The sequence below is a fragment of the Streptomyces sp. TRM49041 genome (genome assembly GCF_008271805.1).
Taxonomy (GTDB): domain Bacteria; phylum Actinomycetota; class Actinomycetes; order Streptomycetales; family Streptomycetaceae; genus Streptomyces.
Window position 1 is genome coordinate 14,317 of record NZ_VSRY01000100.1, and the last position, 22,926, is coordinate 37,242.

The following is a 22,926-nucleotide window of genomic DNA, read 5'->3' on the forward strand; positions in this document are numbered from 1 at the left end:
GCCCCCTTGTCAGTGGTGGGCTCGCTCCACGAGCGTATCGTGAAGGTGACGACAGTCAACGGTCCGCGATAGATGGGGGCCCAATGCCGGTATTCTCCCTCGAACCGTCACAGACCGCCTGGTGTGCGGAGCTGCGCGAACTGGCCGCCGAACGCCTGCGCCCCCTGGCGGAGAAGGCGGAGCCGGGCCGCGTGAACCGCCCGCTGGTCGCCGCGCTCGGCGAACTGGGCCTCACCGCCCGGATGTTCGACTCGGGTGCGCTGGACCTGTGCCTGATGCGCGAGTCCCTCGCCCACACCTGCACGGAGGCGGAGACCGCACTCGCCCTCCAGGGCCTGGGCGCCCACCCGGCAGCCGCCTTCGGCACACCGGACCAACGGGCCCGTGTCCTGCCCGGGGTGACGGCGGGCCGTACGGTCGCGGCCTTCGCACTGAGCGAGCCGGACGCGGGCTCGGACGCGGCGGCACTGTCGCTGACCGCGGCGCCCGGCGGCGACGGCACCTGGCATCTGACGGGCGAGAAGCGCTGGATCTCGAACGCCCCGGAGGCCGACTTCTACACGGTCTTCGCCCGTACGAAGGAGGGCGCCGGCGCCCGCGGAGTCACCGCGTTCCTGGTGCCCGCCGACCGCCCGGGACTGACGGGCGAGGCGCTGGAGATGCTCTCGCCGCACCCGATCGGAGCACTGACCTTCGACGGGGTACCGGTCACGAGGGACGACGTGCTGGGCGAAGTGCACGGAGGCTTCCGGGTGGCCATGCACACCCTGAACCTCTTCCGTCCCAGTGTCGGCGCGTTCGCCGTCGGCATGGCCCAGGCCGCCCTGGACGCCACCCTCGCCCACACGGCCGCACGCGCGGCCTTCGGCGGCGTCCTGAAAGACCTCCAGACGGTCTCCCACCAGGTCGCGGAGATGGCCACGCGTACGGAGGCGGCCCGCCTCCTGGTGTACGCGGCGGCAGCGGCCCACGACGCGGGCGCCCCCGATGTCCGCACCCGCGCGGCGATGGCGAAACTCCTGGCCACCGAGACCGCCCAGTACGTGGTCGACGCGGCCGTCCAGCTCCACGGCGCCCGCGCCCTGCACCGGGGCCACCTGCTGGAACACCTCTACCGGGAGGTCCGCGCCCCCCGCCTCTACGAGGGCGCGACCGAGGTCCAACGCGCGATCATCGCAAAGGAGCTGTACGCCACCCGGCAGGAGGAGCCCACGCCATGACCCTGCACCGCGTCAACCCGCCCGAGCTGTCCCCGCCCACGGGCTTCTCCCACGCGGTCACCGCCACCGGCACCCGTCTCGTCTTCCTCGCGGGCCAGACGGCCCTGGACGGCGACGGCAAGGTGCTGGGGGACACCCTCCCGGCCCAGTTCGAACGGGCCCTGACCAATCTCCTCACCGCCCTCGAAGCCGCCGGCGGCACCCCCGCCGCCCTGGCCCGCGTCACCGTCTACGCCACCGACGTGGCCGACTACCGCACCCACGCCCCCGAACTGGGCCGCATCTGGCGCCGCCTGGCCGGCCGCGATTACCCGGCGATGGCCCTGATCGGCACCACCCGCCTCTGGGACGACCAGGCCCTGGTCGAACTCGACGGCTTCGCCGTCCTACCGTAGGGCCGCCGCCACGGCCCGCCCCGTCTCCGCGGCCGTGAGATAGGGCCGTACGTCGTGCGCCCTGGCCCCGTTGTGCACCAGCACATCGGCCACCCGCCGGCCGAACACCGGGGCCAGCTCCTTGACCAGGGCGACGGCGTCACCCCGGTCGGCGATGTTGGTCCAGTGCGTCACCGGGGCGGGCCACCGCCCGAATCCCCCCGTCGGCTCGGGCACGAGCCGGTCGAGGATCAGCCGGGGTACGGCCAGCGGAGAGCCGAGCGTGACCAGTCGTAGGTCCGGCCAGGAGGGGCGGGCGCACAGCGTCTCGTAGGCCACGACGGACCCCAGCGAGTGGGCGACGATCACCCGTGTCTCCTCCGTCACGGCCTTCACCAGGCGTTCCTGGATCCGGGCCCGCAGTCCGGGCTCGGTGAAGTACCGCCTGACCTGCCGGGCGCTGGAGATCATGACCCGTTCGCTCATCCCGGCGAAGAAGGCGGAGTGGCTCAGGGCGTTGAGGGCCCGCTGGACGACGTGCGGTGTGCGCAGCCGCGTCACCGCGTCGGGCCCGGCGACGTGGTCCTCCTGCACGGCGGCGGACTCCCACCAGCCCATCAGGAGATCCCGTTCGAGGCCTTCCTCGACATCCGTGGCGTCGAGCTCGGGAACACCGAGCCCGCGGTGGCCCGGAGGGCGGAACAGGTCGCCGTAGAACGCCATGGACACCTCGCCGGACTCCAGCCGGCCGCCGTACAGGCCGACCCCGTCGCACAGGCCCGGCAGCCAGTCGGCGAGCAGGGTCTTCGCCCCCTTGAACTGCTGCCCGATCCCATGCACCAGCACGACACGGCTCACGGCACATCACCCTCCCTCTCCGACCGCGGTTCGACGGGCCTCGCGACGCCGTTGACGCCGAGCGCCACGGCTCCCATCTGCGTGGCCACACAGACCTGCCCGCCGCCGATCGAGAGGCCGGTGATGCCGCTGCCCACGTCGAGCTCGGCCGTCCACGCGGGGGACCTCATGTCCCACACGCGCATCAGGCCGAAGCTGTCGGCGGCCACCAGCACCGGTTCGCCGTCGATGTCGGCCACGCGTACCGCCCGTACGGGGGAGGGAAAACGCTCCAACTCGACGCCGTCCATGGGCGACCGGTCGTACAGACGCCAGAACCGGAGCCGTCCGTCGCCCGCGCCGGACACCACGACGGGCATGTCGTCGAGCCGGGCGAAGTCCACACAGAGCGCGCCCATGCCGTGGCCGTCGAGCGGCTTCCCCACGGGGTGGCCCGTCCGCACGTCCCACAGACGGACCGTCCCGTCCATCGAAGCGCTGGCGACGAGCGGCACACCGTCGGCGTCGCCGGCCCTCAGCGCCATCACGTCCGACGTGTGGCCGGTCATGGGCGGACCCAGCGGTGCCTGGGTGGACAACTCCCAGGCGTGCAGGGTGTGGTCCCTGGCGGACGAGACCGCGAACGCCCGGCCGTCGACAGCGCCCAGACAGGCCCGCCGGGACGTTCCGGCGCGGCCCAGCAGGCGGGGCCGGGTCCCCAGACTCCAGATGTCGGTCTCCTGCCAGTCGCTCCGCACCAGGTGGATGCGGCCGCCCACACGCGCGGCGGCCACGTCCACGAAGAGACGGGACGCGGTGATGTGCGGGCGTATCTGGCGCCCGTCTGCCAGATCGTGGAAGCGCACGGTCCCGTCGAGGTCGCCCGTGACGACGACCGGCGCATCGGCCCCGGCCGTGATGATCTCCGCGGACACGAGGCTGTTGCCGCCGCCGCAGAGCGGCTCCCCGAGCGGGCTCATGGTGGTGAGATCCCAGACCCTGACCTCACGGGAGAACGCGCTCACGGCCACGAGACGCCCGTCCACGCGCCCCACGGCGGGCGCCGGACAGTAGGGCAGCGTCCCGTTGTACGCCAGGCCGGTCAGCGGGTCGCCCAGCGACTCGCCGCTCTCCAGGTCCCACACGTGGGCCGAGTTGTCGGCGCCGATGGACGTCACCAGGGTGGTTCCCCGCGTACGGACCAGAGCGGCGTTCAGCACGAAGCCGGTGTGGCCGAGGAGGACGTCGCCGACCGCCGTGTGCGTGACGATGTCGTGCACATACACGCCGTTGCCCTCCCGGCTGGTCAGCACGACCGGCCTGCCCCCGTGGAACGCCACGCCCACCGCCCGGGTGGCGGGCGTCAGGTCCTCGACGTCGAAGTGCCCCACCTGCGTCGCCGCGGCCAGGTCCGCACCCGCCCCGGACACTGACCACACATACGCGTGGTCCAGCGACGTGGCGATGGCGATCTCCAGACCCCGGGCCGTGGTGCGGAGCGCCAGGTGGCGGACACCGCCGACATGACCCGACAGCGGGGGCGCCACCGGTTCCCCCGACGCGACGCGCCAGATCCGGACGGTGCCGTCCTCACCCCCGCTGACCACGACCGGTCGCCGCCCAGCGAGTCCAGTGCCAGGCAGCGCACCGCGTTGGTGTGCCCGGTCAGCGGCGCCCCGACCGGCGCCGAGCGGGCGACGTCCCAGATCCGGACGGTGGTGTCGTCACCGCCGGTCGCGACGACGGGGCGCCCGCCGACGACCTCGACGGCCGCCGCCAGGACGTGGCCCCGGTGCCCCTCCAGGGGCGAGCCGAACTGGCCGCGGGTGCAGAGGTCCCACAGCCGTGCCGTACCGTCCTCGCCTCCGGTGACGGCCAGGGGACGGCCCTCCACCTCGCACCGGTCCACGGCATACACCCGGCCCGTGTGGCCGGTCGCGGGCTGGTCGGCCGACAGATCCCAGATACGGGCGGTCCGGTCGTCGCTCACGGTCACCGCGAGCGACGCGTCACCCCGGTCGGTCAGCGCGGCGGCAGTGAAGTCATCCACATGGCCGCGCAGCGGATGGCCCAGCTGCCGGAGCGTACGCAGATCCCACAGCCGCGCCTCGTACACGCCGGCCGTCAGCGCGACGGTCCGCCCGTTGAACTCGCCGATCGCGGCCGAGGCGACGCCGCTGCGGAGGAAGTGCCGGTGGGCGCTGACGGATTCGCCGAGCTGCCGGCGCTCCGCCAGGTCCCACAGCCCGAGCATGCCCGACTCGTCGCCGACGAGCGCGACCGTGCGGTCCTCGACCTTCCCCAGACACACCGCCGACACGGACCCCGACGGGCCCACCAGCGGGCTGCCGTCGATCCGGGCGTCCCCGCCGTCCAGCACCTCGCTCAGGTCCCAGACATACACGGCCTTGTCCTCGCCGCCCGTCACGGCCACCGGCCGCCCGTCGAGCTCACCGAGGGCCGCGTCCCGCACGGTGCGCCGGTGCACGGCCAGGTCGCAGCCGAGCTGACGTCTGCCGACCAGGTCCCACAGCCGTGCCGTACCGTCCTGGCTGGCGGTCAGGACGACCGGGCGGCCGTCGATCGCGCCCACCTCGATGGCCTCGACGCTGTTCGTGTGGCCGGTCAGCGGCGGGCCGTACTGCTGGCCCGCCGACAGGTCCCAGACCCGTACCGTGCCGTCCTCCCCGCCGGTGAGCGCGACGGTGTAGTCGCCCAGTTCGCCGATCGCGACCGCGGTCACGGAGATGCCCACGGCCAGGGGTTCACCGATCTGCCGCTGCGTCGTCAGGTCCCAGACGCGTGCGGAGCCGTCCGCTCCGCCGGTCACCGCGATGGGCCGTCCGTCCAGATCCCCGATGGCGACACAGCGGACCGCCTTGGTGTGGCCGCTGAGCAGCCGGTGGGCGCCGCTGGCGGACCACCACGCCCACCGGGCGGTCCACGGCAGCGTCACCCCCAGCCGCTCGATGCGGTCCGCGAGTCCGCCGGCCTCGCAGCGGCGTGCCGAGAGCTGGAGGTCGGCGGCCCTGCTCCCGAGCGGGCGGTCGGGTGTGAGCCGGTGCGCCACCTGCTCGTACGCCGTGCGCACCCGCCGCGGCGCGTCCCCGTCGACCGACGCGAACGCGCTCAGCAGCCCGAGCGGTTCGCAGGCCAGCAGGAAGCCCGGATCCAGTACGAACCCGGCGAGCATGTCCGCCGCGCCCGCGTGCGTGGCGAGGTGCTGGCGTACGTACGGCGGCGCCGCGAACCAGTCGCGTCTGCCGTCCGGCGCGGGAACGACGGACACCAGGGCGTCGACCACGGACTTCTGGATCTCCACGGACGGCCGGTCCGCCGTTCTGCGCAGATGCTCCGCCAGCGCCTTGTGGTAGAGGCGGTAGACCGAGCGGCGGTCGTCGTCGATGACCTCGGCGATGTACGCCTCCGCGACGTCCAGCGCCCAGGACACGTCCTCCTCGGTGCAGTCGGTGCCCGACAACACCGAGCTGAGCCGGGTCCAGATCCGCCCGCGGGGGAGGCCCTTGCCCTCGGAGAACGCGAGGGCGAGCAGCATGCGCCGTACACGTGGCTCGTCCGGCCCGAACCGGGCGAGGTAGTCGTCGAACGCCTCCCCGACCTCGCTGGGCAGTTCCTCCTCCCAGCCGGGACGGCAGATGTCCACGGGGGCCCGGTCGGAGCGGAGCGTACGGGCGGTGGTGCGGGCGTAGAGGTAGACGCCGGCCGCCCTGGTGGCCACGGCGCGGGCGACGGTCTCCGCGAGCTCGGGGCGGCCGCGGTAGGGGGTCGGGACCTCCGGTTCCTCGGTGGCGAGCAGGACCCGGGTGACGTACCCGGTGACGTCGTCCTGTCCCGCGCGGTAGCGGGGCTGGTCCAGGTCCAGGCAGGTGAAGGTGGGGCCGAGCGGGGCGACCAGTTCGTGCCGGGTGCCGATGAGGAGCCGTACGCCGTGGATCTCCGACATGGGGCGGAGCAACTCGCGGGTGATGCGTCGCGGTTCGCCGTGGCCGCCCGCGTCGGCGGCGGTGTCGGAGCCCGCCTCGTCCACCGCGTCCACGACGATGACGACCGGCGGTCCCTGGCGGCCGCGCCGCGTCAGCTCCTGGAGGAGAGCCGCCGTGCCGTCCACCTCCGTGCCCAGGGCGGTGGCGACGCGTTCGACGATCTCTTCCAGCCGCTTGTGCCGGGCGTGCACGGCCGCGGTCACGCATCCCTCGGGCACCACGGTCGCCGGGTCGACCCCGGCCAGGTCGAAGCGCTCGCGGTACATCCCGTCGGACAGGGCCACGATCCGTCCCAGGACCGCCGACTTGCCGCATCCGGGGCTGCCCGTGACGACCCGGCCGCGGCCGTCGCCCTCGTCCGCCGTCAGCCACTCGACGAGTTCGGTGAGTACCCGCACGCGGCCGCTGAAGTACAGGCCCTGTTCGGACTCGAACTCCACCCCGCGCGACCGGGGCCCGAAGTGCTCAGTGAGGTCACGTGCGGCCACTCGCCGCTGGACCTCCAGGTCCGTGCCGAGCGGCGGGAGTTCCTCGCGGTAGCCGGAGTTCGGCAGAAACGGGGCCAGACCGGTGACCAGACCGCTGGCGAGTTCGGCGCGCTGCTCCCTCGCCCCGGCCTCGAAGAGTTCGTTGACCGCCTTCACCAGCTCGGTCAGGTCGAGGTACTGCTGCCGCTGCCCGGTACGGCCGGTGGTCACCTCCACCGCCGTGCGGAGCGCCGTCACGAACGCCCCGTCCTCGGCGACGTCCTTGCGCCGGGCGGACGCCAGGAACCACAGTCCGCCCGACGGGCCGGAACCGGCGTGCCGGTACGCGAGCGACTGCAGGGCGACGGCGGCCGCCTCCGCGCCGCCGGCGCCGCCCGCGCAGGTGTCGAGGACGAGCAGGAGGTGCCGTAACTCCCCCCGGCACAGGATGCGTACCAGGTCTTCGGTGGCCAGGGCCGTGGTGGCGGGGTCCTCCTCCTGGGTGTCCCAGCACAGGAGGTAGTGCCGGTCACGTTCCTGGACGAGGCCGTGACCGGCGAAGTACAGGACGACCACGTCGTCGGCGGTGAGCCCGGCGTCCGCCGACCAGTGGCGCAGCTTCTGCCGGATCTGTTCCGCGCCGTCGTACTCGCCGAGGCCCGGCAGCACCGCCTGGTAGCCGAAGGCGGTGAACAGCTCCGTCATCGCCCTTACGTCGCCGGGCACATGGTGGAGTTGCTCTTCGTCGGGCAGGTGCGCGTAACGACCGCTGCCCAGCGCTATGAAGAATCGCCGCCCCACCTGCCGCCCCACCGCCGTCCCAACAGCTCGCCACGACTGTAGCGGCAGGTGGGGACCTTGTCCGCCGAGTCCGCGATCTCGGGCCGTCGTCACGCGTCCAGCAGGCTGCCCATCCACTCCTCGACGGCGTCCGGCGTGCGCGGCAGCGCCGAGGACATCAGGTGGGCGCCGGCGGCGGTGACGACGAGGTCGTCCTCGATGCGGACGCCGATGCCGCGGAGTTCGGGCGGGAGGGTGAGGTCGTCGGGCTGGAGGTACAGGCCCGGTTCCACGGTGAGCACCTGGCCCTCCTCCAGGACGCCGTCCAGATAGGTGTCCGCACGGGCCTGGGCGCAGTCGTGGACGTCGAGGCCCAGCATGTGACCGCTGTTGCAGAGGGTGTAGCGGCGGTGCAGGTCGCCCTCCGCATCCTTGAGGACGCCCCACTCGGCGAGGCCCTCGGCGATGACCCGCATGGCGGCGCGGTGGAAGTCGCGGAACCGGGCGCCGGGGCGCAGGGCGGCGATGCCCGCCTCCTGGGCGGCGAGGACCAGTTCGTACACCCGGCGCTGGACGGGGGTGAAGCGGCCCGACAGCGGGAGTGTACGGGTGATGTCGGCGGTGTAGAGGGTGTCCGTCTCCACGCCGGCGTCGAGGAGGAGCAGGTGGGAGGGGTCCAGGGCGCCGTTGTTGCGGGTCCAGTGCAGTACGCACGCGTGCGCGCCGGACGCGGCGATCGTCTCGTAGCCGGTGCCGTTGCCCTCGGCGCGGGCGCGCAGCGCGAAGACGCCCTCGATCCAGCGCTCGCCGCGCGGGTGGGCGAGGGCGCGGGGGAGTGCCCGTACGACGTCCTCGAAGCCGGCCGTCGTGTGGTCGACGGCCAGTTGGAGCTGTTCCACCTCCCAGGAGTCCTTGACCAGGCGCAGTTCGGAGAGCGCCGCCGCCAGCTCGGGGTCCGTGGACGGCTCCCGGCCGGGCGGCGGGGAGCCCCCGAGGTCGTCGAGGTCGGCGCAGCGGATGCCCGTGAGGCGCTCGGCCTCGGCGAGGTCGGGGCGGCGGCCCACCCAGAACTCGCCGTAGCGGCGGTCCCGGTAGAAGGCGTCGCCGGACCGACCGGAGTCTCCCGTGCGGGGAGAGCGGGGCCGTACGTACAGCACCGCCTCGTGGTCGTGCGTGCCGGACGGTTCCATCACCAGGAGGTGGCCCGGCTGGTCCTCGCCGGTCAGGCCGGTCAGCCACGCGTAGGCGCTGTACGGGCGGAAGCGGTGGTCGCAGTCGTTGGAGCGGACCCGCAACTCCCCGGCCGGGATGACGAGTCGCTCGCCGGGGAAGCGGGCCGACAGCCGCGCGCGGCGGGCCGGGGTGACGGCCCGGGCGGTCACGCGCGCGTCGAGCGGCAGGGGTGACGGCGCCCAGTCCTCGCTCATGAAACGGGCCAACTCGGTGGAGACGGACAGGTCGTGACTGCCGGTCCGGGGGCGGTGGTGACGGTCGGACATCGGGCCTCCCGAGGATTCGCGGGAACAGAGGACAGCAGAGGGGTTGTCAGTGCAATTTCACATTACTATGTTACAGCTCACATTGCAGTGGCATGCACGCCTCAAGCACATGGGCAACCCGCCGCTGCGGCAAGGACGTTCGCGCCTGAAGAGGGGGCGCGGACGCACCCCCCATCACCTCCCACACACCCACAGGAGCCGCAAAGGTGTTCCCGAAACCACGTCTGTCCGCCCCCTCCGGGCGCAGACCCCTGCGAACCGCCCTCCTCGCCGCCGCTGTCACCGCGGCGCTGCTCGGCACGGCCGGCGGACCGGCCGTACCCACCGCCCAGGCGTACGAGGGCGGGACTTCCCCCGCTCCCCCCGCTCCCGTCGCGGCGGCCCAGAGCCCGCAGGGTCCCGAGGGCCGCGACCCGCACGACGAGGTGCTCCACCTCGGCAAGGCCCCCGCCCCCGTGACTCCCGCGGCCGACGCCCCCGGCGACCACCCGGCGGGGGGCCGCACCCCCGGCCGGCAGCCGACCGACGACAGCGCCCCCGGCCGCACCACGACCGACGGCGGCGCCGTCCCGGCAGCCCCGCGCACCGGCACCGCGGCCACCTCCTGCACCCTCGACAGCGTCACCCGCCTCGCCCCGGAGCCGTTCGCCGACTTCCTCGCCGACCCCGCCGTCACCGCGGACGGCTGCCTCCGCGGCCTCATCTGGACCTGGGACGCGCGCCTCGCGCCCGTCATGTCCGACGCCCATGTGCAGGCCGTCTCCCGGCGGATAACCGGCCTGGCCGGGCAGCACGACGGCCGCAACTCCAGCCACCTGCTGGAGATGTTCACCTACCTCCACGCCGTCGTGTACCACGACCACTCACGCGACGAGATCGACGTCACCGACGCCCCGACCGCCGAGACCATGCGGCGCGCCATCTACTACTTCGGGACCGCGCGCCGCACCTTCGACGTGACCCGGACCAACGCCGAGACCCTCCGCGAGGCCCTCTACACCGGCAGCGCCCCGGGCCTGCGCCACTCCCAGCTCGACCTGATCCGCAAGGTCCTGGCCACCATGGACCGGTACCACCCCGAGACGTACGGCGACTCCTCCTGGGGCGGCGCCGTCCTGGCCGCGCTCTCCGTCAACTACCTCGGCCTCTACTCCGGCAACGACGACCGGGCCTTCCGTACCCTCGTCGCCCGCAACGACGCGTACCGTGCCGCCTTCCGCGCGTTCGCGGACCGTACCCACCTCAAGGGCTCGCCCAACGAGTGGACCGTGCGTGACGCGCTCTCCGAGTACGCCCGCTTCGGCGAGATCGGCTCCCTCCGGAACCGGATCGTCACCGACATCGGCGCCCTCCTCGACCCGGTGACGGCCGCCTGGGGCCGGGGCAGCGCCCCGTGGGCGAAGCTCGCCTCCTGGCTCAACCACTACGAGGCGTGCAAGCCGTACGGCGTCTGCAAGGACGACATCGAGCGGCTGCTGTTCCCGCACACGTACACGTACGACAACGGCACCATCAAGGTCCGCACCGGCCTCGACCGCGCCACCGTCGACCAGCTGTACTACGCGAGCAAGCAGGTCAAGGCCCAGTTCCACCGCGTCGTCGGCACCGAGACGCCGCTCACCGGCGACACCAACAGCACCCTCAACATCGTGCTGTACGCCTCCCGCGCCGACTACGAGAACTACCACCCCCTCCTCACCGGCATGGGCACCGACAACGGCGGCATCTACATCGAGCGCGGCGCGACCTTCTACACGTACCAGCGGCGCGTCCCGCAGGACTCGCGGCTGACGCTGGAAGAGCTGTTCCGCCACGAGTACGTCCACTACCTGAACGGCCGGTGGGCCGTGCCGGGCTACTTCGGCGAGGGCCCCTGGTACCAGGACGACCGGACCACGGCCATGGACGAGGGCACCGCCGAGTTCTTCGACGGCGCCACCCGCGACGACGGCATCGCCGTCCGCAAGTCCCTCGTCGAGAGCGTCATCCGGGACACGGCCGGCGGCGGCCCGCGCATGACCGTCGACCAGATCCTGCACGCCACGTACGCCGGTGACGGCTTCCGCTTCTACAGCTACGCCGGCACGTTCTTCGAGTACCTGTGGACCGAGCGCCCCGCCCTCCTGAAGGAGATGTACCGGCACCTGCGCGCCGACGACCCGGCCGCGTTCGACGCGTGGCGTGACCGGCTGAGCCGTGACGCGGCGATCCAGAGCGGCTACGACACCTTCCTCGACCGGCAGATCGAGCGCGTCGCCGACCTGTTCGTCCCCGACACCTCGTACACCCCGAACGACGGGCTGCGCGAGACCACGGCCGACGCCGTACGTGCCGCCTTCGCCGCCGCGACGTCCGCCACCCCGAGCTGTGCGGGCAACGGCGACCCCGGGATGCCCCGCTTCGTCTGCACCGGCCGCGTCACCGCCCGCCTCGGCGACGCGGGCAGCGCCGACCAGGTGTTCAAGGACATGTCCGAGACCGTCGACTACTTCCTCCTCGACCGGGCGGCACCCGCGTCGCCCAACCTGGCCGACATGAACTGCGTGTTCGGCGAGGTGGCGATCTGGGCCGACCGGACCGGCGGGACGTCCGACTACACATGTGAGGGCCCGCTGCGCAGGTGAGTCGCGGATTCCGGGGTCTTGTGAGGCGTCAGTAGTATGTGAAATATTACTGACGTGCCCACGAGACACTCAGGACCGTCCTCACACCTCACCGCCGACGCCGTGATCGTCGGCGCCGGAGTCGTCGGAGCGGCGTGCGCGTACTACGCGGCCCGCTCCGGCCTCTCCGTCGCCGTCGTCGACCGCGGCCCGGTCGCCGGCGGCACCACGGGAGCCGGCGAAGGCAATCTCCTCGTCTCCGACAAGGAGGCGGGGCCCGAGCTCGACCTCGCACTGCTGTCCACGGGGCTGTGGCGCGAACTCGCCGAGGCCCTCCCACCGGAGGACGCCATCGAGTACGAGCTCAAGGGCGGTCTCGTCATCGCACCCGACGAGACCGCCCTCACCGCACTCCGCGGCTTCACCGAGGGCCAGCGAAGGGCGGGCGTCGAGGCGTACGAGATCCCCGCCACCGGACTCCACGACCTGGAGCCGCACCTCGCCCCCGGCCTCGCGGGCGGCGTCCACTACCCGCAGGACGCCCAGGTCCAGCCCGCCCGCGCCGCCGCCGCACTGCTGCGCGCCGCGCGCCGCACGGGCGCGGTGGTACGGCTCGGCGAGGAGGTAACCGCCGTCCTGACCGACTCCGCGGGCGCCGTACGCGGCGTACGCACCCCGAAAGGCGACCTCCACGCCCCGGCCGTCGTCAACGCCACGGGCACATGGGCGGCCGGCCTCGCGGCGCTGGCCGGCACCCACCTGCCGGTACTGCCCCGCCGAGGCTTCGTCCTGGTCACGGAACCGCTCCCGCCGGGGCTCATCCGCCACAAGGTCTACGCCGCGGACTACATCGCGGACGTGGCGAGCGGCGCGGCGGACCTCCAGTCCTCGGCCGTCGTCGAAGGCACCCCGGCGGGCCCGGTCCTCATCGGTTCGACGCGCGAACGGGTCGGCTTCGACCGCACGTTGTCGACGGAGGCACTCCGCCGCCTGGCGAGCCAGGCCACGGCCCTGTTCCCCGTCCTGGCGGACGCCCACGCCATCCGCACCTACTGCGGCTTCCGCCCGTACCTCCCCGACCACCTTCCGGCCATCGGCCCCGACCCCCGGGTCCCCGGCCTCCACCACGCCTGCGGCCACGAGGGCGCGGGCATCGGCCTGGCCCCCGCGACGGCCGTCCTCGTCACCGCCGCCCTGCGCGGCGAGCGTCCCTCCCTGCCCCTGACCGCGTTCCGCCCGGACCGCTTCCCCCAGGGGGACGCCGCATGAACCTCCGCGGCCACCGTGGCCGCCCGTCGCTCCCCGTACCCCCGCCACAGGACGACGCCCGGCGGGCACGGTCCGCCGCCCCCGTGGCGGCCCGCGGCACCGCCGACCCGCCATCCGCCGTGGGCGCTGCCCTCGCCGATCCGCCGCGCGGTGGTGCCGGCGGTGCCGGCGGCGCCGGCGGTGCTCCTTCCGGCTCGTTGCGAGTCGGGCCCTCGCGCCGCCTTCCGGGCCGCGCCGTCGCCGGTTCGGTGTGGCCGTGCCTTCCAGCATGGGCACATGAGACCGGCGCGGCGCTCCCCGTCCAGTTCGCCACCGCCCCGCGTTCCGTCGCCGCCCCCACGAGGAGCCCCGCATGAGCCGCGCGCCACGCGACACTCCGCTCGGCCTCGTACGAGCCGAGCCCACCGCCCCGTACACCTTCACCTTCGACGGCCGCCCCCTCCCCGCGCACCCCGGCCAGACCCTCGCCGCCGCCCTCTGGGCCGCCGGGGTCATGTCCTGGCGCACGACCCGCGACGGCGGCGCACCACGAGGCGCGTTCTGCGGCATCGGCACCTGCTACGACTGCCTCGCCACGGTCAACGGCCGCCCGAACCGACGCGCCTGCCTCATCCCCGTACGCCCCGGCGACAGCGTCACCACCCAGGAGGGCACCGGCCATGACGGAACCCGCTGACGTAGCCGTCGTCGGCGCGGGCCCCGCCGGGCTCGCCGCCGCCGTCACGGCCGCCGACCTCGGGCTGAGCGTCACCCTGCTGGACGCCGGGGAACGCCCGGGCGGGCAGTTCTACCGCCATCCGGCACCGGGCCTGCGCGCGGCCCGCCCGCAGGCCCTGCACCACGGCTGGCGCCACTTCGCCACCCGGGCCCGCCGCCTGGACGCCCACCGCGCCACCGGCCGTGTCACATACCTGCCCGCCCACCATGTCTGGACGGTCGTACAGGAGACCGGCCACTGGCGGCTGCACGCCGTGGCCGGCCCCGACGAGACCGCCGCCACCGTCCACGCCCGCACCGTCCTCCTCGCCACCGGCGCGTACGAACGCCAGCTCCCCTTCCCCGGCTGGACACTCCCCGGCGTCGTCGGGGCGGGCGGCGCGCAGGCCATGCTCAAGTCGGGCCTCGTCCTGCCGGGCCGGCGCGTCCTCGTCGCGGGCAGCGGCCCCCTGCTGCTCGCCGTCGCCGGATCGCTCGCCGCCGCCGGGGCGCGCGTACCCGCCGTCGTGGAGGCCGCCGACTACACGGCATACGCCCGCGAACTCCCCGTCCTCCTCCGCAACCCCGCCAAACTCACCGAAGGCGCGCTCCACGGCGGCGCCCTCCTCCGCCACCACACCCGCCTGCTCACCCGGCACGCCGTCACCGCCGCCCACGGCACGACCCGCGTCGAAGCGGTCACCGTCCAGCGCGTCGACCGCGACTGGCGGCCGGTCCCGGGCACCGCGCGCCGTATCCCGTGCGACGCGCTCGCGGTCGGCCACGGCCTGGTCCCCCAGCTGGAACTCGCCACCGCCCTCGGCTGCGCCACCCGCAGCACCCCGGACGACACACCCGCCCTCGCCCTCGACACCGACCAGGCCACCTCCGTGCCCGGTGTCTGGGCCGCGGGGGAGGCCGGTGGCGTCGGCGGCGCCGAACTCGCGCTCACGGAGGGCGAGATCGCCGCCCAGGCCATCGCCCACGCACTGCACGGCACCCCCCGCGACCCGCGCCGCACCGCCGCCCTCGACCGCCGCCGCGCCCGGCTACGGGCGTTCGCCGACGCGATGGCAGCCGCGCACCGGCCCGGGCCCGGCTGGGCCGACTGGCTGGACGACGCCACCGAGGTGTGCCGCTGTGAGGAGGTCACCGCCGACCGGATCCGGGAGGCAGTCTCCGAACTGGGCGCCCACGACGCCCGCACCGTCAAGCTGCTCACCCGCGCCGGAATGGGCTGGTGCCAGGGCCGTGTCTGCGGCCAGGCCGTGGCCCGCCTCGCCGGCGCCACCCCCGCCCCGGACCGCCGCCCCCTCTCCTGCCCCGTACCCCTGACCCATCTGACCGACCTGCCCGCCCCGCCCCCACCGGCACCCGACCCACCGGCAGCCGATCCACCGGCAGCCGATCCACCGGCAGCCGATCCACCGGCAGCCGATCCACCGGCAGCCGATCCACCGGCAGCCGATCCACCGGCAGCCGATCCACCGGCGCCGGACCCGCCCGCGCCTGCCCCGCCCGCCTCCGACGCACCCCCCTCCGACGCACCCCCCGCCCCGCACCCACCCGTCCGCCCCGCACCCACCCGAGGAGACACCGCATGACCGCCGCAGACACCCGACCCCGTCCCTGGCACGGCATCATGGTCGCCACCGCGCTGCCCCTTCGCGACGATCTGTCCGTCGACTACGACGCCTACGCCGAGCACGTCGCCCGGCTCATCGCCGACGGCTGCGACGGCGTCGTGCCCAACGGCTCCCTGGGCGAGTACCAGACACTCACCGACGACGAGCGCGCCCGCGTCGTACGCGTCGCCGTCGATGCGGCGGGCGACGGTGCGCGCGTCATGCCGGGTGTAGCGGCGTACGGCAGCGCCGAGTCCCGCCGCTGGGCCGAGCAGGCCGGCGAGGCGGGCTGCGGTTCCGTCCTGCTGCTGCCGCCCAACGCGTACCGCGCCGACGAGCCGACCGTACGCGCCCACTACGCCGAGGTCGCCAAGGCCGGCGTCCCGGTCGTCGCGTACAACAACCCGTACGACACCAAGGTCGACCTGACGCCCGAGCTGCTGGCCCGGCTGCACGCGGACGGGCACATCGTGGCCGTCAAGGAGTTCAGCGGCGACGTCCGCCGCGCCTACGAGCTGGCCGAACTCGCCCCGGACCTCGACCTGCTCGTCGGCGCCGACGACGTGCTCGTCGAACTCGCCCTCGCCGGCGCGGTCGGCTGGATCGCGGGCTACCCCAACGCCCTGCCCGGCGCCTGCGCCGCCCTCTACCGGGCGGCCGTCGCCCAGGACCTCGACCTGGCGCTGCCGCTGTACCGGGCGCTTCACCCACTGCTGCGCTGGGATTCGAAGACGGAGTTCGTCCAGGCCATCAAACTGTCCATGGACATCGCGGGCCGCCCGGGCGGCCCGACCCGCCCACCGCGCTCGCCCCTCACCGAGGCCCAGGCGGCCGCCGTGCGCGCCGCCACCGAGAAGGCCCTGGCCGAGGGCCTGGACTGACCGACCTCCGGAGGTTCTTGCCGATGCGCACCCGACACGTCTACCACGCCGTCGACTCGCACACCGAGGGCATGCCCACCCGGGTGATCACCGGCGGTGTCGGCGTCGTCCCCGGCGCCACCATGGCCGAACGCCGCCGCCACCTCATCGGCGAACTCGACCACATCCGCACCCTGCTGATGTACGAACCGCGTGGCCACTCCGCAATGAGCGGCGCCATCCTCCAGCCCCCCACCCGCCCGGACGCCGACTTCGGCGTGCTGTACATCGAGGTGTCCGGCGCGCTGCCCATGTGCGGCCACGGCACGATCGGCGTCGCCACCGTCCTGGTGGAGACGGGCATGGTGGAGGTCACCGAGCCGGTCACCACCGTCCGCCTGGACACCCCGGCGGGCCTGGTGTCGGTGGACGTACGGGTGGAGGACGGCGCGGCGAAGGCGGTCACTCTCACCAACGTCCCGGCGTTCAGCGTGGCCCTGGACCGCAAGGTCGAGGTCCCGGGCCACGGCACGGTCACCTACGACCTCGCGTACGGCGGCAACTTCTACGCCTTCGTACCGCTGGACGCGCTGGGCCTGCCCTTCGACCGCGCCCGCAAGGACGACCTGCTGGCGGCCGGCCTCGCCGTCATGGAGGCGGTCAACGCCACCGACCGGCCGGTCCACCCGGAGAACCCGGAGATCGGCGGCCTCAAGCACGTCTACCTGGCCGCTCCCGGCTCGGACGCCACGCACTCCCGGCACTCGATGGCCATCCACCCGGGCTGGTTCGACCGCTCGCCGTGCGGCACCGGCACGTCCGCGCGCATGGCGCAGCTCCACGCGCGCGGTGAACTCCCGCTCCACCAGGACTTCGTCAACGAGTCCTTCGTCGGCACCCGCTTCACGGGACGGCTCGTCGGCGAGACCACGGTCGCCGGCCTCCCGGCCGTCGTGCCCAACGTCACCGGACGCGCCTGGATCACCGGCACGGCCCAGTACTTCCTGGACCCGGACGATCCCTTCCCCGCCGGTTTCCTACTCTGAGGTGCCCGCGAAGTCCGTGCGCAGTACCGCAGCCCCGGAGGTAGGCCCATGGGTGGCCATTTGAAACAGCCCAACCTCATCACCGCGCAGGAACGCCTGCGCGACCAGGTCGCCCACGCCCTGCGCGCCGCCCTGATCTCCGGTGAGCTCCAGCCGGGCTGGGTCTACTCGGCCCCCGCCCTGGCCGCGGACTTCGGTATCTCCGCCACCCCCGTACGGGAGGCGATGCTCGACCTGGCCCGCGAGGGCCTGGTCGAGCCGGTACGCAACAAGGGCTTCAGGGTGACCGAGGTCAGCGAGCGGGACCTCGACCAGTACACGGAGCTGCGCGCGCTGATCGAGGTGCCGACGGTCGGCGCCATCACCGGATCGGCGAGCCGGGAGCAGTTGGAGGCGCTGCGGCCGGTCGCCGAGGAGATCGTCACCACGGCCCGCGGTCACGACCTCATCGGCTACCTGGACGCCGACCGCCGCTTCCACCTCTCGCTGCTGGCCCTGCACGGCAACGACCGCCTGGTCGAGACGGTCGGCGACCTGCGTAAACGCTCCCGCCTGTACGGCCTCACGGCCCTGGACGAACGCGGCATGCTGGTCGCCTCCGCCCAGGAGCACCATGAGCTGCTCGACCTGATGCTCGCGGGCGACGTGGCGGGGGCGGAGGCGTGCATGGCCCGCCACCTGGGCCATGTCCGCTCGCTCTGGGCGGCCGACGAGGGCTGATCCGGTCGTCGTCGGCTCCCGGGGCGGCGCGCCGTCGAATATCTGCGGCCGCGAAGTGAGAAATTACTGTAAAGCAGCGTGAGGGTATCTTGCACAACAGGCCGCGGGGAATTGTTCGCCGTACGCGGCCGATCTCGCCGTGCTACTGTTGGTCTCAGTTGCAGTTTTGGTTCCCAAAATCCAAGTGCCCCGACGGCTGGTTCTGTCGTTGTGAGCACTTATGTATTTCCGGTCATTTTCCGGACGGGCTAATCATTGCGGCGACACGGAGCCCGCACGGTGCGGATTCCGGGTACTGCCCCGAAGGAGATTTGACATGGCATCTGGCGTCGTGAAGTGGTTCAACGCGGAAAAGGGTTTCGGCTTCATCGAGCAGGACGGTGGCGGCCCCGATGTGTTCGCCCACTACTCGAACATCGCCGCCCAGGGCTTCCGTGAGCTGCTGGAAGGCCAGAAGGTGAACTTCGACATCGCGCAGGGCCAGAAGGGCCCGACGGCCGAGAACATCGTTCCCGCCTGACGCTGACGCGTGATACGAGCCGGGGCCCGCACCTTGGGGTGCGGGCCCCGGCTCGTATCGGTTCCGGGCGCAGGCCCGACGCCGCGGTCGTATTACCACCGTGGCGATGTCATCCGGAAGCGCCGTCTCATCGGGTGGCGGATGTCCACAGCTCCTGGCTCCGGCCTCGGTGCCCGCATCGAGCGCCCATCGCGATGACCTGCCGCTGATCCGTCGGGTTCGCTTTCGTTTTCGGTTTCCGTCTGGCTCGTTCTCGCGATTGTCCGTGCTGCTCGTTTGCTGCGGTAATTCCTTGATACGCGCCGCATCGAGGAAGGTTCCATATGAACCGCACACGCGCCAACGACCGATTTTCCCGCACCCGTGTCGGCGGTGTCTCAGGCCGGGGCAGCCGTTCCCTCCCGTCGGCCCCCGGCCGCTCCAGTGGGGCGGGCCGCTCGGGTGGCCGCGGCCGCCGACGCCCGGTGGTGCAAGGTGAGTTCGCGCTGCCCGTCACCGAGACCCCCGCCCTGCCGGCCGTCGAGGCGTTCGCCGACCTCGACATGCCCGAGCAACTGCTCGCGGCACTGGGCGCCGAGGGCGTGACCGTGCCGTTCCCCATCCAGGGGGCGACACTGCCGAACAGTCTCGCGGGCCGCGACGTACTCGGCCGCGGGCGCACCGGATCGGGCAAGACCCTCGCCTTCGGCCTGGCTCTGCTGGCCGGCACCGCAGGACAGCGTGCCGAGCCCCGCCGACCACTCGCCCTGGTCCTCGTGCCCACCCGTGAGCTGGCCCAGCAGGTCACCGACGCCCTCACCCCGTACGCCCGCGCGGTCAAGCTCCGGCTCGCCACCGTCGTCGGAGGGATGTCGATCGGCCGACAGGCCGGTGCGCTGCGCGGCGGCGCCGAAGTCGTCGTCGCCACTCCCGGACGGCTGAAGGACCTCATCGAGCGCGGCGAATGCAGGCTGGACCAGGTCGCCATCACCGTCCTCGACGAGGCCGACCAGATGGCCGACATGGGCTTCATGCCCCAGGTCACCGCCCTCCTCGACCAAGTCGGCCCGGACGGTCAGCGGATGCTGTTCTCCGCCACCCTCGACCGCAACGTCGATCTGCTGGTCCGCCGCTACCTGAGCGATCCGGTCGTACACTCCGTCGACCCGTCGGCAGCCGCCGTCACGACGATGGAGCACCACGTGCTGCACGTCGCCAGCACTGACAAGCACGCCACCACGACGCACATCGCCGCCCGCGACGGTCGCGTGATCATGTTCCTGGACACCAAGCACGCGGTGGACCGGCTGACCAGGGACCTGCTCAGCAGCGGTGTACGGGCCGCCGCGCTGCACGGCGGCAAATCCCAGCCGCAGCGCACCCGCACGCTGGCGCAGTTCAAGACCGGGCATGTCACCGTGCTCGTCGCCACGAACGTCGCCGCCCGCGGCATTCACGTCGACGACCTCGACCTCGTCGTCAACGTCGACCCGCCGACCGACCCCAAGGACTACCTGCACCGCGGCGGCCGTACCGCGCGCGCCGGCGAGTCCGGCAGTGTCGTCACCCTGGTCACGCCCAACCAGCGCCGCGACATGGTCCGCCTCCTGTCGATCGCCGGGATCCACCCGCGGACTACCCGGGTCAGGGCAGGCGAGGCCGAACTGAGCCGCATCACCGGGGCGCAGGCCCCCTCCGGTACGCCGGTCGTCATCACGGCACCGGCCACTGAACGTCCCAGGCGCAAGGCCACCCCCCGTCCCCGGCGCAGCGGCTCCTCCCGGACAGCGCGCCGATCCCTCGGTGGCGCCCTTTCCTAGACGCGGCGGCCCGGAACCTTCGTGATCAGGACTCCGACCCATCGTTGCAGGAGGCACATTTTGGCACTGGTTCAGATGCAGCCCCGCCCGGAGAACACGGGCTGCGGGAACGGGACGGTGGTCGATGCCCCGGCGTCCGCCGGACCGAAGGTCTGGGGCGATATGACCGTAGAGGTGGCGCTGTCCGTCATGGCCGGCGCTCGCGCCGGTCACCTGCTCGTCTGCGACGCGGACGACCAGTGCACCGGACTCGTCACCCTGGCGCAGCTCGTCGCCGTACGCGACAGCTCCGCGTGCACGGACCGGGTGCGGCTTCGCGATGTCGTCGGCGGAAGCGGTCTCCCCTCTGAAACGCCGCACCCCCTGAACCCCCGCACCCCTGCGGACTCCCCTCCCCTTCTCCTCTCTCTTCCCCTGTGAGGTCTCATGCGCTGCGTCATCGCTCGCTTCCCCTTCGACCTGACCAAGAGCGGCGTCCTGGAATCGATGAAGGGCGTCAAGCCCGAGGAGGTCACCGGTGACTCCGTGATCATCGGCCGCCGCCAGTACCCCGCCAAGCAAGTGGGCGCGATCATCACCCGACAGGACCGCCGTGACTTCAGCGCCGGCGAAGTCATTCGGGCGATGAGCAAGCTCGGCTTCACCTGCCGAACTCTCGCCCAAGCCGCACCCGCGCAGGTCCTCACTCCGTTCCAGAAGGCTTCCGCGTCGCTGGGCAGTCCCCTGTCGGGCTGACCGACGGGCCGGGGCGAACCGGCACCAGACCAGCGATGAGGGCCCGACCGGCGCACCGGTCGGGCCCTCATCGCTTCGTGGCTTCTGCCGCTGCTGATCTCACGTTACCTTTGCCTGGGGCAACCAAAAATCTATGCTCGCCAAGGTAGACACTCGCCAGTGGTGTCGTTATGGTTTCTGTCATAGCCGGAGTCAAGGAATAGCCCGGTAGAGACGAACTACCGGGAGCGATACCAGTGGTTCGGTGCGGCGGTGGAGCTTCGAAGCCGGGATTCGCCTGAAGGGCGGCGACGGGGCTGACGGCCGCACCGGGTGGCCCGCGGATTTCAGGGGCCGCCGCCAAGAGCAGTACTTCAGTGACAGGAAACGGAGGAGTAGACGCCATCAGGATCGCCCGGGTCGGGAAGGTTCCACCCGGGTACCGCAAGGCCCCGGAATGGAAGGTGGTCCCCGGTCATACATCCGCGATCCCCGCGTTCCCGCCCCACTTCGGGGCGAGGCCGCGGACACAGAAGGTCGGCGCAGCACTAGGGCCGACAGATGGTGTTCAATTTCCTTCGGGGCCCCGGTGCCGTATGGCACCAGGGCCCCTCGACGCGTTGTTCTGAGGAAGAGGTGCAGATGGCAGCGGATGGTGCGCTCGGTGGCCGGCTCGACGACGAGGACTACCCCGCCTACACGATGGGACGGGCAGCCGAGATGCTGGGCACCACGCCGGGCTTTCTCCGCGCGATCGGAGAGGCTCGGCTGATCACCCCGCTGCGCTCCGAGGGCGGTCACCGGCGGTACTCCCGTTACCAGCTTCGGATCGCCGCCCGTGCGCGTGAACTCGTCGACCAGGGCACCCCCGTCGAGGCCGCTTGCCGCATCATCATCCTGGAGGACCAGCTCGAGGAGGCGCGGCGCATCAACGCCGAATTCCGCCGAACCCAGGGCCGGCCGGACGAGAGCTCCGACTGAGCCGCTCGGCCCCGCTCCCCGCCTGCCCATGACATCCGGAAGCGACACCGGATGAGACCCCGGTCCCAGAGAAGTCCCACCGATGCCGCCGCATCTCGCCTGGCCCGCATTCCCGCAGGCCAGACAGAGTGCGGCGGCATTCGCCTGTCAGATGTCGCGGTACTGTGCAGAGTGGCGTCTGACCTGCGAGAACAGTCGTCACTCAAGATCATGTTGCACAAATTCTGCACGAGCGGCCACGTCTGCACATCAGGCTGCCTTCCCGTACATGCTGCGGACCGCCTGGCGGACCTTGGCGCCCGCCCCTGTCACGCGGTGAACGTACTTATGGAGAGTAAACGCCGGATCGGCGTGTCCGAGACGGTCCGCGAGGGTCAACTACCCCGTACTCGTCCGGATCGTGAGGAAGGGCGACGGCCATGGGTAGGCGGCGGTGGCGCGGCGGGCGCTGCGGTACGTGCCCGTGCTCGGGACCTCGGCGCGGAGGGAGTACGCGGAGGCGATCCTGGCCGAGCCTGCGTCGCCGTCGCCGACGGCTCCGTACAGCCTGGAGCCGCCCGCATGGATGATTACCCCTGTGCCGGTCCGGGACCCCACGACGGGAAGGCCCGTGTATTGGGCGGACGAGGCCCCCTTCGAAGCGTGGACGACACGCAGGGGCAAGGCTGCGTACGAGCTGGAGAAGGAGAGCGTCCTGGACCGGCTCCGGGGCCGTGAGACGACTGAGGACGAGGAGCGGCCCGACCGGGCGGGCCCGGCGCCCTTCAGCGTGCGGACGCCCATGAGCGTGATCAACCACCCCGCGAAGCGGTTGACGCTGACGGAGCCGGAATTGCCTGAGGCCGAATGCGGGTGGGCGCCGTGGTGGCTGGAGTAGGCCGTGACCGTGCCCCCTGCTCCTGACGGGAGGGG

The 22,926-nt window shown here is 72.6% G+C and carries 19 protein-coding genes; 15 read left to right on the top strand and 4 right to left on the bottom strand.

The features are described from left to right. Window positions 1–83: 83 nt before the first annotated feature. Both FVS66_RS10065 and FVS66_RS10070 read left to right on the top strand, forming a co-directional pair. Window positions 84–1,220 carry an acyl-CoA dehydrogenase family protein gene (locus FVS66_RS10065; RefSeq protein WP_149180685.1) on the top strand — a complete coding sequence of 379 codons (1,137 nt, stop codon included), beginning with the start codon at window positions 84–86 and terminating at the stop codon, window positions 1,218–1,220. Next, window positions 1,217–1,615 carry a RidA family protein gene (locus tag FVS66_RS10070; RefSeq protein ID WP_149180686.1) on the top strand — a complete coding sequence of 133 codons (399 nt, stop codon included), beginning with the start codon at window positions 1,217–1,219 and terminating at the stop codon, window positions 1,613–1,615. Before FVS66_RS10065 ends, FVS66_RS10070 begins: the two co-directional genes overlap by 4 nt. On the opposite strand, the gene FVS66_RS10075 is transcribed toward FVS66_RS10070, so the two are convergent. From FVS66_RS10075 to FVS66_RS10085, 4 genes are all read right to left on the bottom strand, one after another. After that, on the bottom strand, window positions 1,607–2,452 hold the full coding sequence (locus FVS66_RS10075) for a hypothetical protein (protein WP_149180687.1): 846 nt from the start codon (window positions 2,450–2,452) through the stop codon (window positions 1,607–1,609). The two genes, FVS66_RS10070 and FVS66_RS10075, sit on opposite strands and share 9 nt — an antisense overlap. Continuing rightward, window positions 2,449–3,870, bottom strand: coding sequence for a hypothetical protein (locus FVS66_RS35825; RefSeq protein WP_262386904.1), 1,422 nt, complete (start codon window positions 3,868–3,870; stop codon window positions 2,449–2,451). Before FVS66_RS35825 ends, FVS66_RS10075 begins: the two co-directional genes overlap by 4 nt. Then, on the bottom strand, window positions 3,795–7,703 hold the full coding sequence (locus FVS66_RS10080; protein ID WP_262386905.1) for a caspase family protein: 3,909 nt from the start codon (window positions 7,701–7,703) through the stop codon (window positions 3,795–3,797). Before FVS66_RS10080 ends, FVS66_RS35825 begins: the two co-directional genes overlap by 76 nt. A gap of 89 nt (window positions 7,704–7,792) precedes the next feature. Then, on the bottom strand, window positions 7,793–9,181 hold the full coding sequence (locus FVS66_RS10085; protein WP_149180688.1) for an aminopeptidase P family protein: 1,389 nt from the start codon (window positions 9,179–9,181) through the stop codon (window positions 7,793–7,795). Window positions 9,182–9,387: 206 nt separating this feature from the next. Between FVS66_RS10085 and FVS66_RS10090 the strand changes: the two genes are divergently transcribed. The 13 genes from FVS66_RS10090 to FVS66_RS10155 all read left to right on the top strand — a co-directional run bounded on the left by FVS66_RS10090 (window position 9,388) and on the right by FVS66_RS10155 (window position 22,891). Next, on the top strand, window positions 9,388–11,805 hold the full coding sequence (locus FVS66_RS10090; RefSeq protein ID WP_262386906.1) for a collagenase: 2,418 nt from the start codon (window positions 9,388–9,390) through the stop codon (window positions 11,803–11,805). A 54-nt stretch (window positions 11,806–11,859) separates the two neighbouring features. After that, window positions 11,860–13,053 carry an FAD-dependent oxidoreductase gene (locus FVS66_RS10095; protein ID WP_262386907.1) on the top strand — a complete coding sequence of 398 codons (1,194 nt, stop codon included), beginning with the start codon at window positions 11,860–11,862 and terminating at the stop codon, window positions 13,051–13,053. A 352-nt stretch (window positions 13,054–13,405) separates the two neighbouring features. Beyond that, on the top strand, window positions 13,406–13,729 hold the full coding sequence (locus FVS66_RS10100; protein WP_149180689.1) for a (2Fe-2S)-binding protein: 324 nt from the start codon (window positions 13,406–13,408) through the stop codon (window positions 13,727–13,729). Next, window positions 13,713–15,353 carry an NAD(P)/FAD-dependent oxidoreductase gene (locus FVS66_RS10105; protein WP_149180690.1) on the top strand — a complete coding sequence of 547 codons (1,641 nt, stop codon included), beginning with the start codon at window positions 13,713–13,715 and terminating at the stop codon, window positions 15,351–15,353. Before FVS66_RS10100 ends, FVS66_RS10105 begins: the two co-directional genes overlap by 17 nt. Beyond that, a complete protein-coding gene (locus tag FVS66_RS10110) occupies window positions 15,350–16,255 on the top strand; it encodes a dihydrodipicolinate synthase family protein (RefSeq protein ID WP_149180691.1) in 906 nt (301 codons plus the stop codon). Before FVS66_RS10105 ends, FVS66_RS10110 begins: the two co-directional genes overlap by 4 nt. A gap of 23 nt (window positions 16,256–16,278) precedes the next feature. Then, window positions 16,279–17,280: a proline racemase family protein gene (locus FVS66_RS10115; protein WP_149180692.1), complete on the top strand. Its 1,002-nt coding sequence runs from the start codon at window positions 16,279–16,281 to the stop codon at window positions 17,278–17,280. Between the two features lie 48 nt (window positions 17,281–17,328). After that, complete coding sequence (locus FVS66_RS10120; RefSeq protein WP_149180693.1) at window positions 17,329–18,000, top strand: GntR family transcriptional regulator; 672 nt, start codon at window positions 17,329–17,331, stop codon at window positions 17,998–18,000. A 316-nt stretch (window positions 18,001–18,316) separates the two neighbouring features. Beyond that, window positions 18,317–18,520, top strand: a complete 204-nt coding sequence (locus FVS66_RS10125; protein ID WP_005310809.1) for a cold-shock protein — start codon at window positions 18,317–18,319, stop codon at window positions 18,518–18,520. Between the two features lie 323 nt (window positions 18,521–18,843). Then, window positions 18,844–20,319, top strand: coding sequence for a DEAD/DEAH box helicase (locus FVS66_RS10130; protein ID WP_149180694.1), 1,476 nt, complete (start codon window positions 18,844–18,846; stop codon window positions 20,317–20,319). Window positions 20,320–20,379: 60 nt separating this feature from the next. After that, window positions 20,380–20,739 carry a CBS domain-containing protein gene (locus tag FVS66_RS10135; RefSeq protein ID WP_262386908.1) on the top strand — a complete coding sequence of 120 codons (360 nt, stop codon included), beginning with the start codon at window positions 20,380–20,382 and terminating at the stop codon, window positions 20,737–20,739. A gap of 6 nt (window positions 20,740–20,745) precedes the next feature. Further along, on the top strand, window positions 20,746–21,054 hold the full coding sequence (locus FVS66_RS10140; protein ID WP_149180695.1) for an SCO5918 family protein: 309 nt from the start codon (window positions 20,746–20,748) through the stop codon (window positions 21,052–21,054). Between the two features lie 621 nt (window positions 21,055–21,675). Then, on the top strand, window positions 21,676–22,014 hold the full coding sequence (locus FVS66_RS10145; RefSeq protein ID WP_149180696.1) for a MerR family transcriptional regulator: 339 nt from the start codon (window positions 21,676–21,678) through the stop codon (window positions 22,012–22,014). Between the two features lie 457 nt (window positions 22,015–22,471). Continuing rightward, entirely contained in the window at window positions 22,472–22,891 is a 420-nt protein-coding gene (locus tag FVS66_RS10155; protein ID WP_149180697.1) for a hypothetical protein, read from the top strand. Window positions 22,892–22,926 lie beyond the last annotated feature (35 nt).

What these genes read in the sequence shown, in the direction of transcription:
- FVS66_RS10125 (WP_005310809.1), top strand. Translation starts at nt 18,317, where the DNA reads ATGGCATCTGGCGTCGTGAAGTGGTTCAACGCGGAAAAGGGTTTCGGC.
- FVS66_RS10115 (WP_149180692.1), top strand. Translation starts at nt 16,279, where the DNA reads ATGCGCACCCGACACGTCTACCACGCCGTCGACTCGCACACCGAGGGC.
- FVS66_RS10065 (WP_149180685.1), top strand. Translation starts at nt 84, where the DNA reads ATGCCGGTATTCTCCCTCGAACCGTCACAGACCGCCTGGTGTGCGGAG.
- FVS66_RS10105 (WP_149180690.1), top strand. Translation starts at nt 13,713, where the DNA reads ATGACGGAACCCGCTGACGTAGCCGTCGTCGGCGCGGGCCCCGCCGGG.
- FVS66_RS10130 (WP_149180694.1), top strand. Translation starts at nt 18,844, where the DNA reads ATGAACCGCACACGCGCCAACGACCGATTTTCCCGCACCCGTGTCGGC.
- FVS66_RS10100 (WP_149180689.1), top strand. Translation starts at nt 13,406, where the DNA reads ATGAGCCGCGCGCCACGCGACACTCCGCTCGGCCTCGTACGAGCCGAG.
- FVS66_RS10085 (WP_149180688.1), bottom strand. Translation starts at nt 9,181, where the DNA reads ATGTCCGACCGTCACCACCGCCCCCGGACCGGCAGTCACGACCTGTCC.
- FVS66_RS10110 (WP_149180691.1), top strand. Translation starts at nt 15,350, where the DNA reads ATGACCGCCGCAGACACCCGACCCCGTCCCTGGCACGGCATCATGGTC.
- FVS66_RS10140 (WP_149180695.1), top strand. Translation starts at nt 20,746, where the DNA reads ATGCGCTGCGTCATCGCTCGCTTCCCCTTCGACCTGACCAAGAGCGGC.
- FVS66_RS10070 (WP_149180686.1), top strand. Translation starts at nt 1,217, where the DNA reads ATGACCCTGCACCGCGTCAACCCGCCCGAGCTGTCCCCGCCCACGGGC.
- FVS66_RS10120 (WP_149180693.1), top strand. Translation starts at nt 17,329, where the DNA reads ATGGGTGGCCATTTGAAACAGCCCAACCTCATCACCGCGCAGGAACGC.
- FVS66_RS10145 (WP_149180696.1), top strand. Translation starts at nt 21,676, where the DNA reads ATGGCAGCGGATGGTGCGCTCGGTGGCCGGCTCGACGACGAGGACTAC.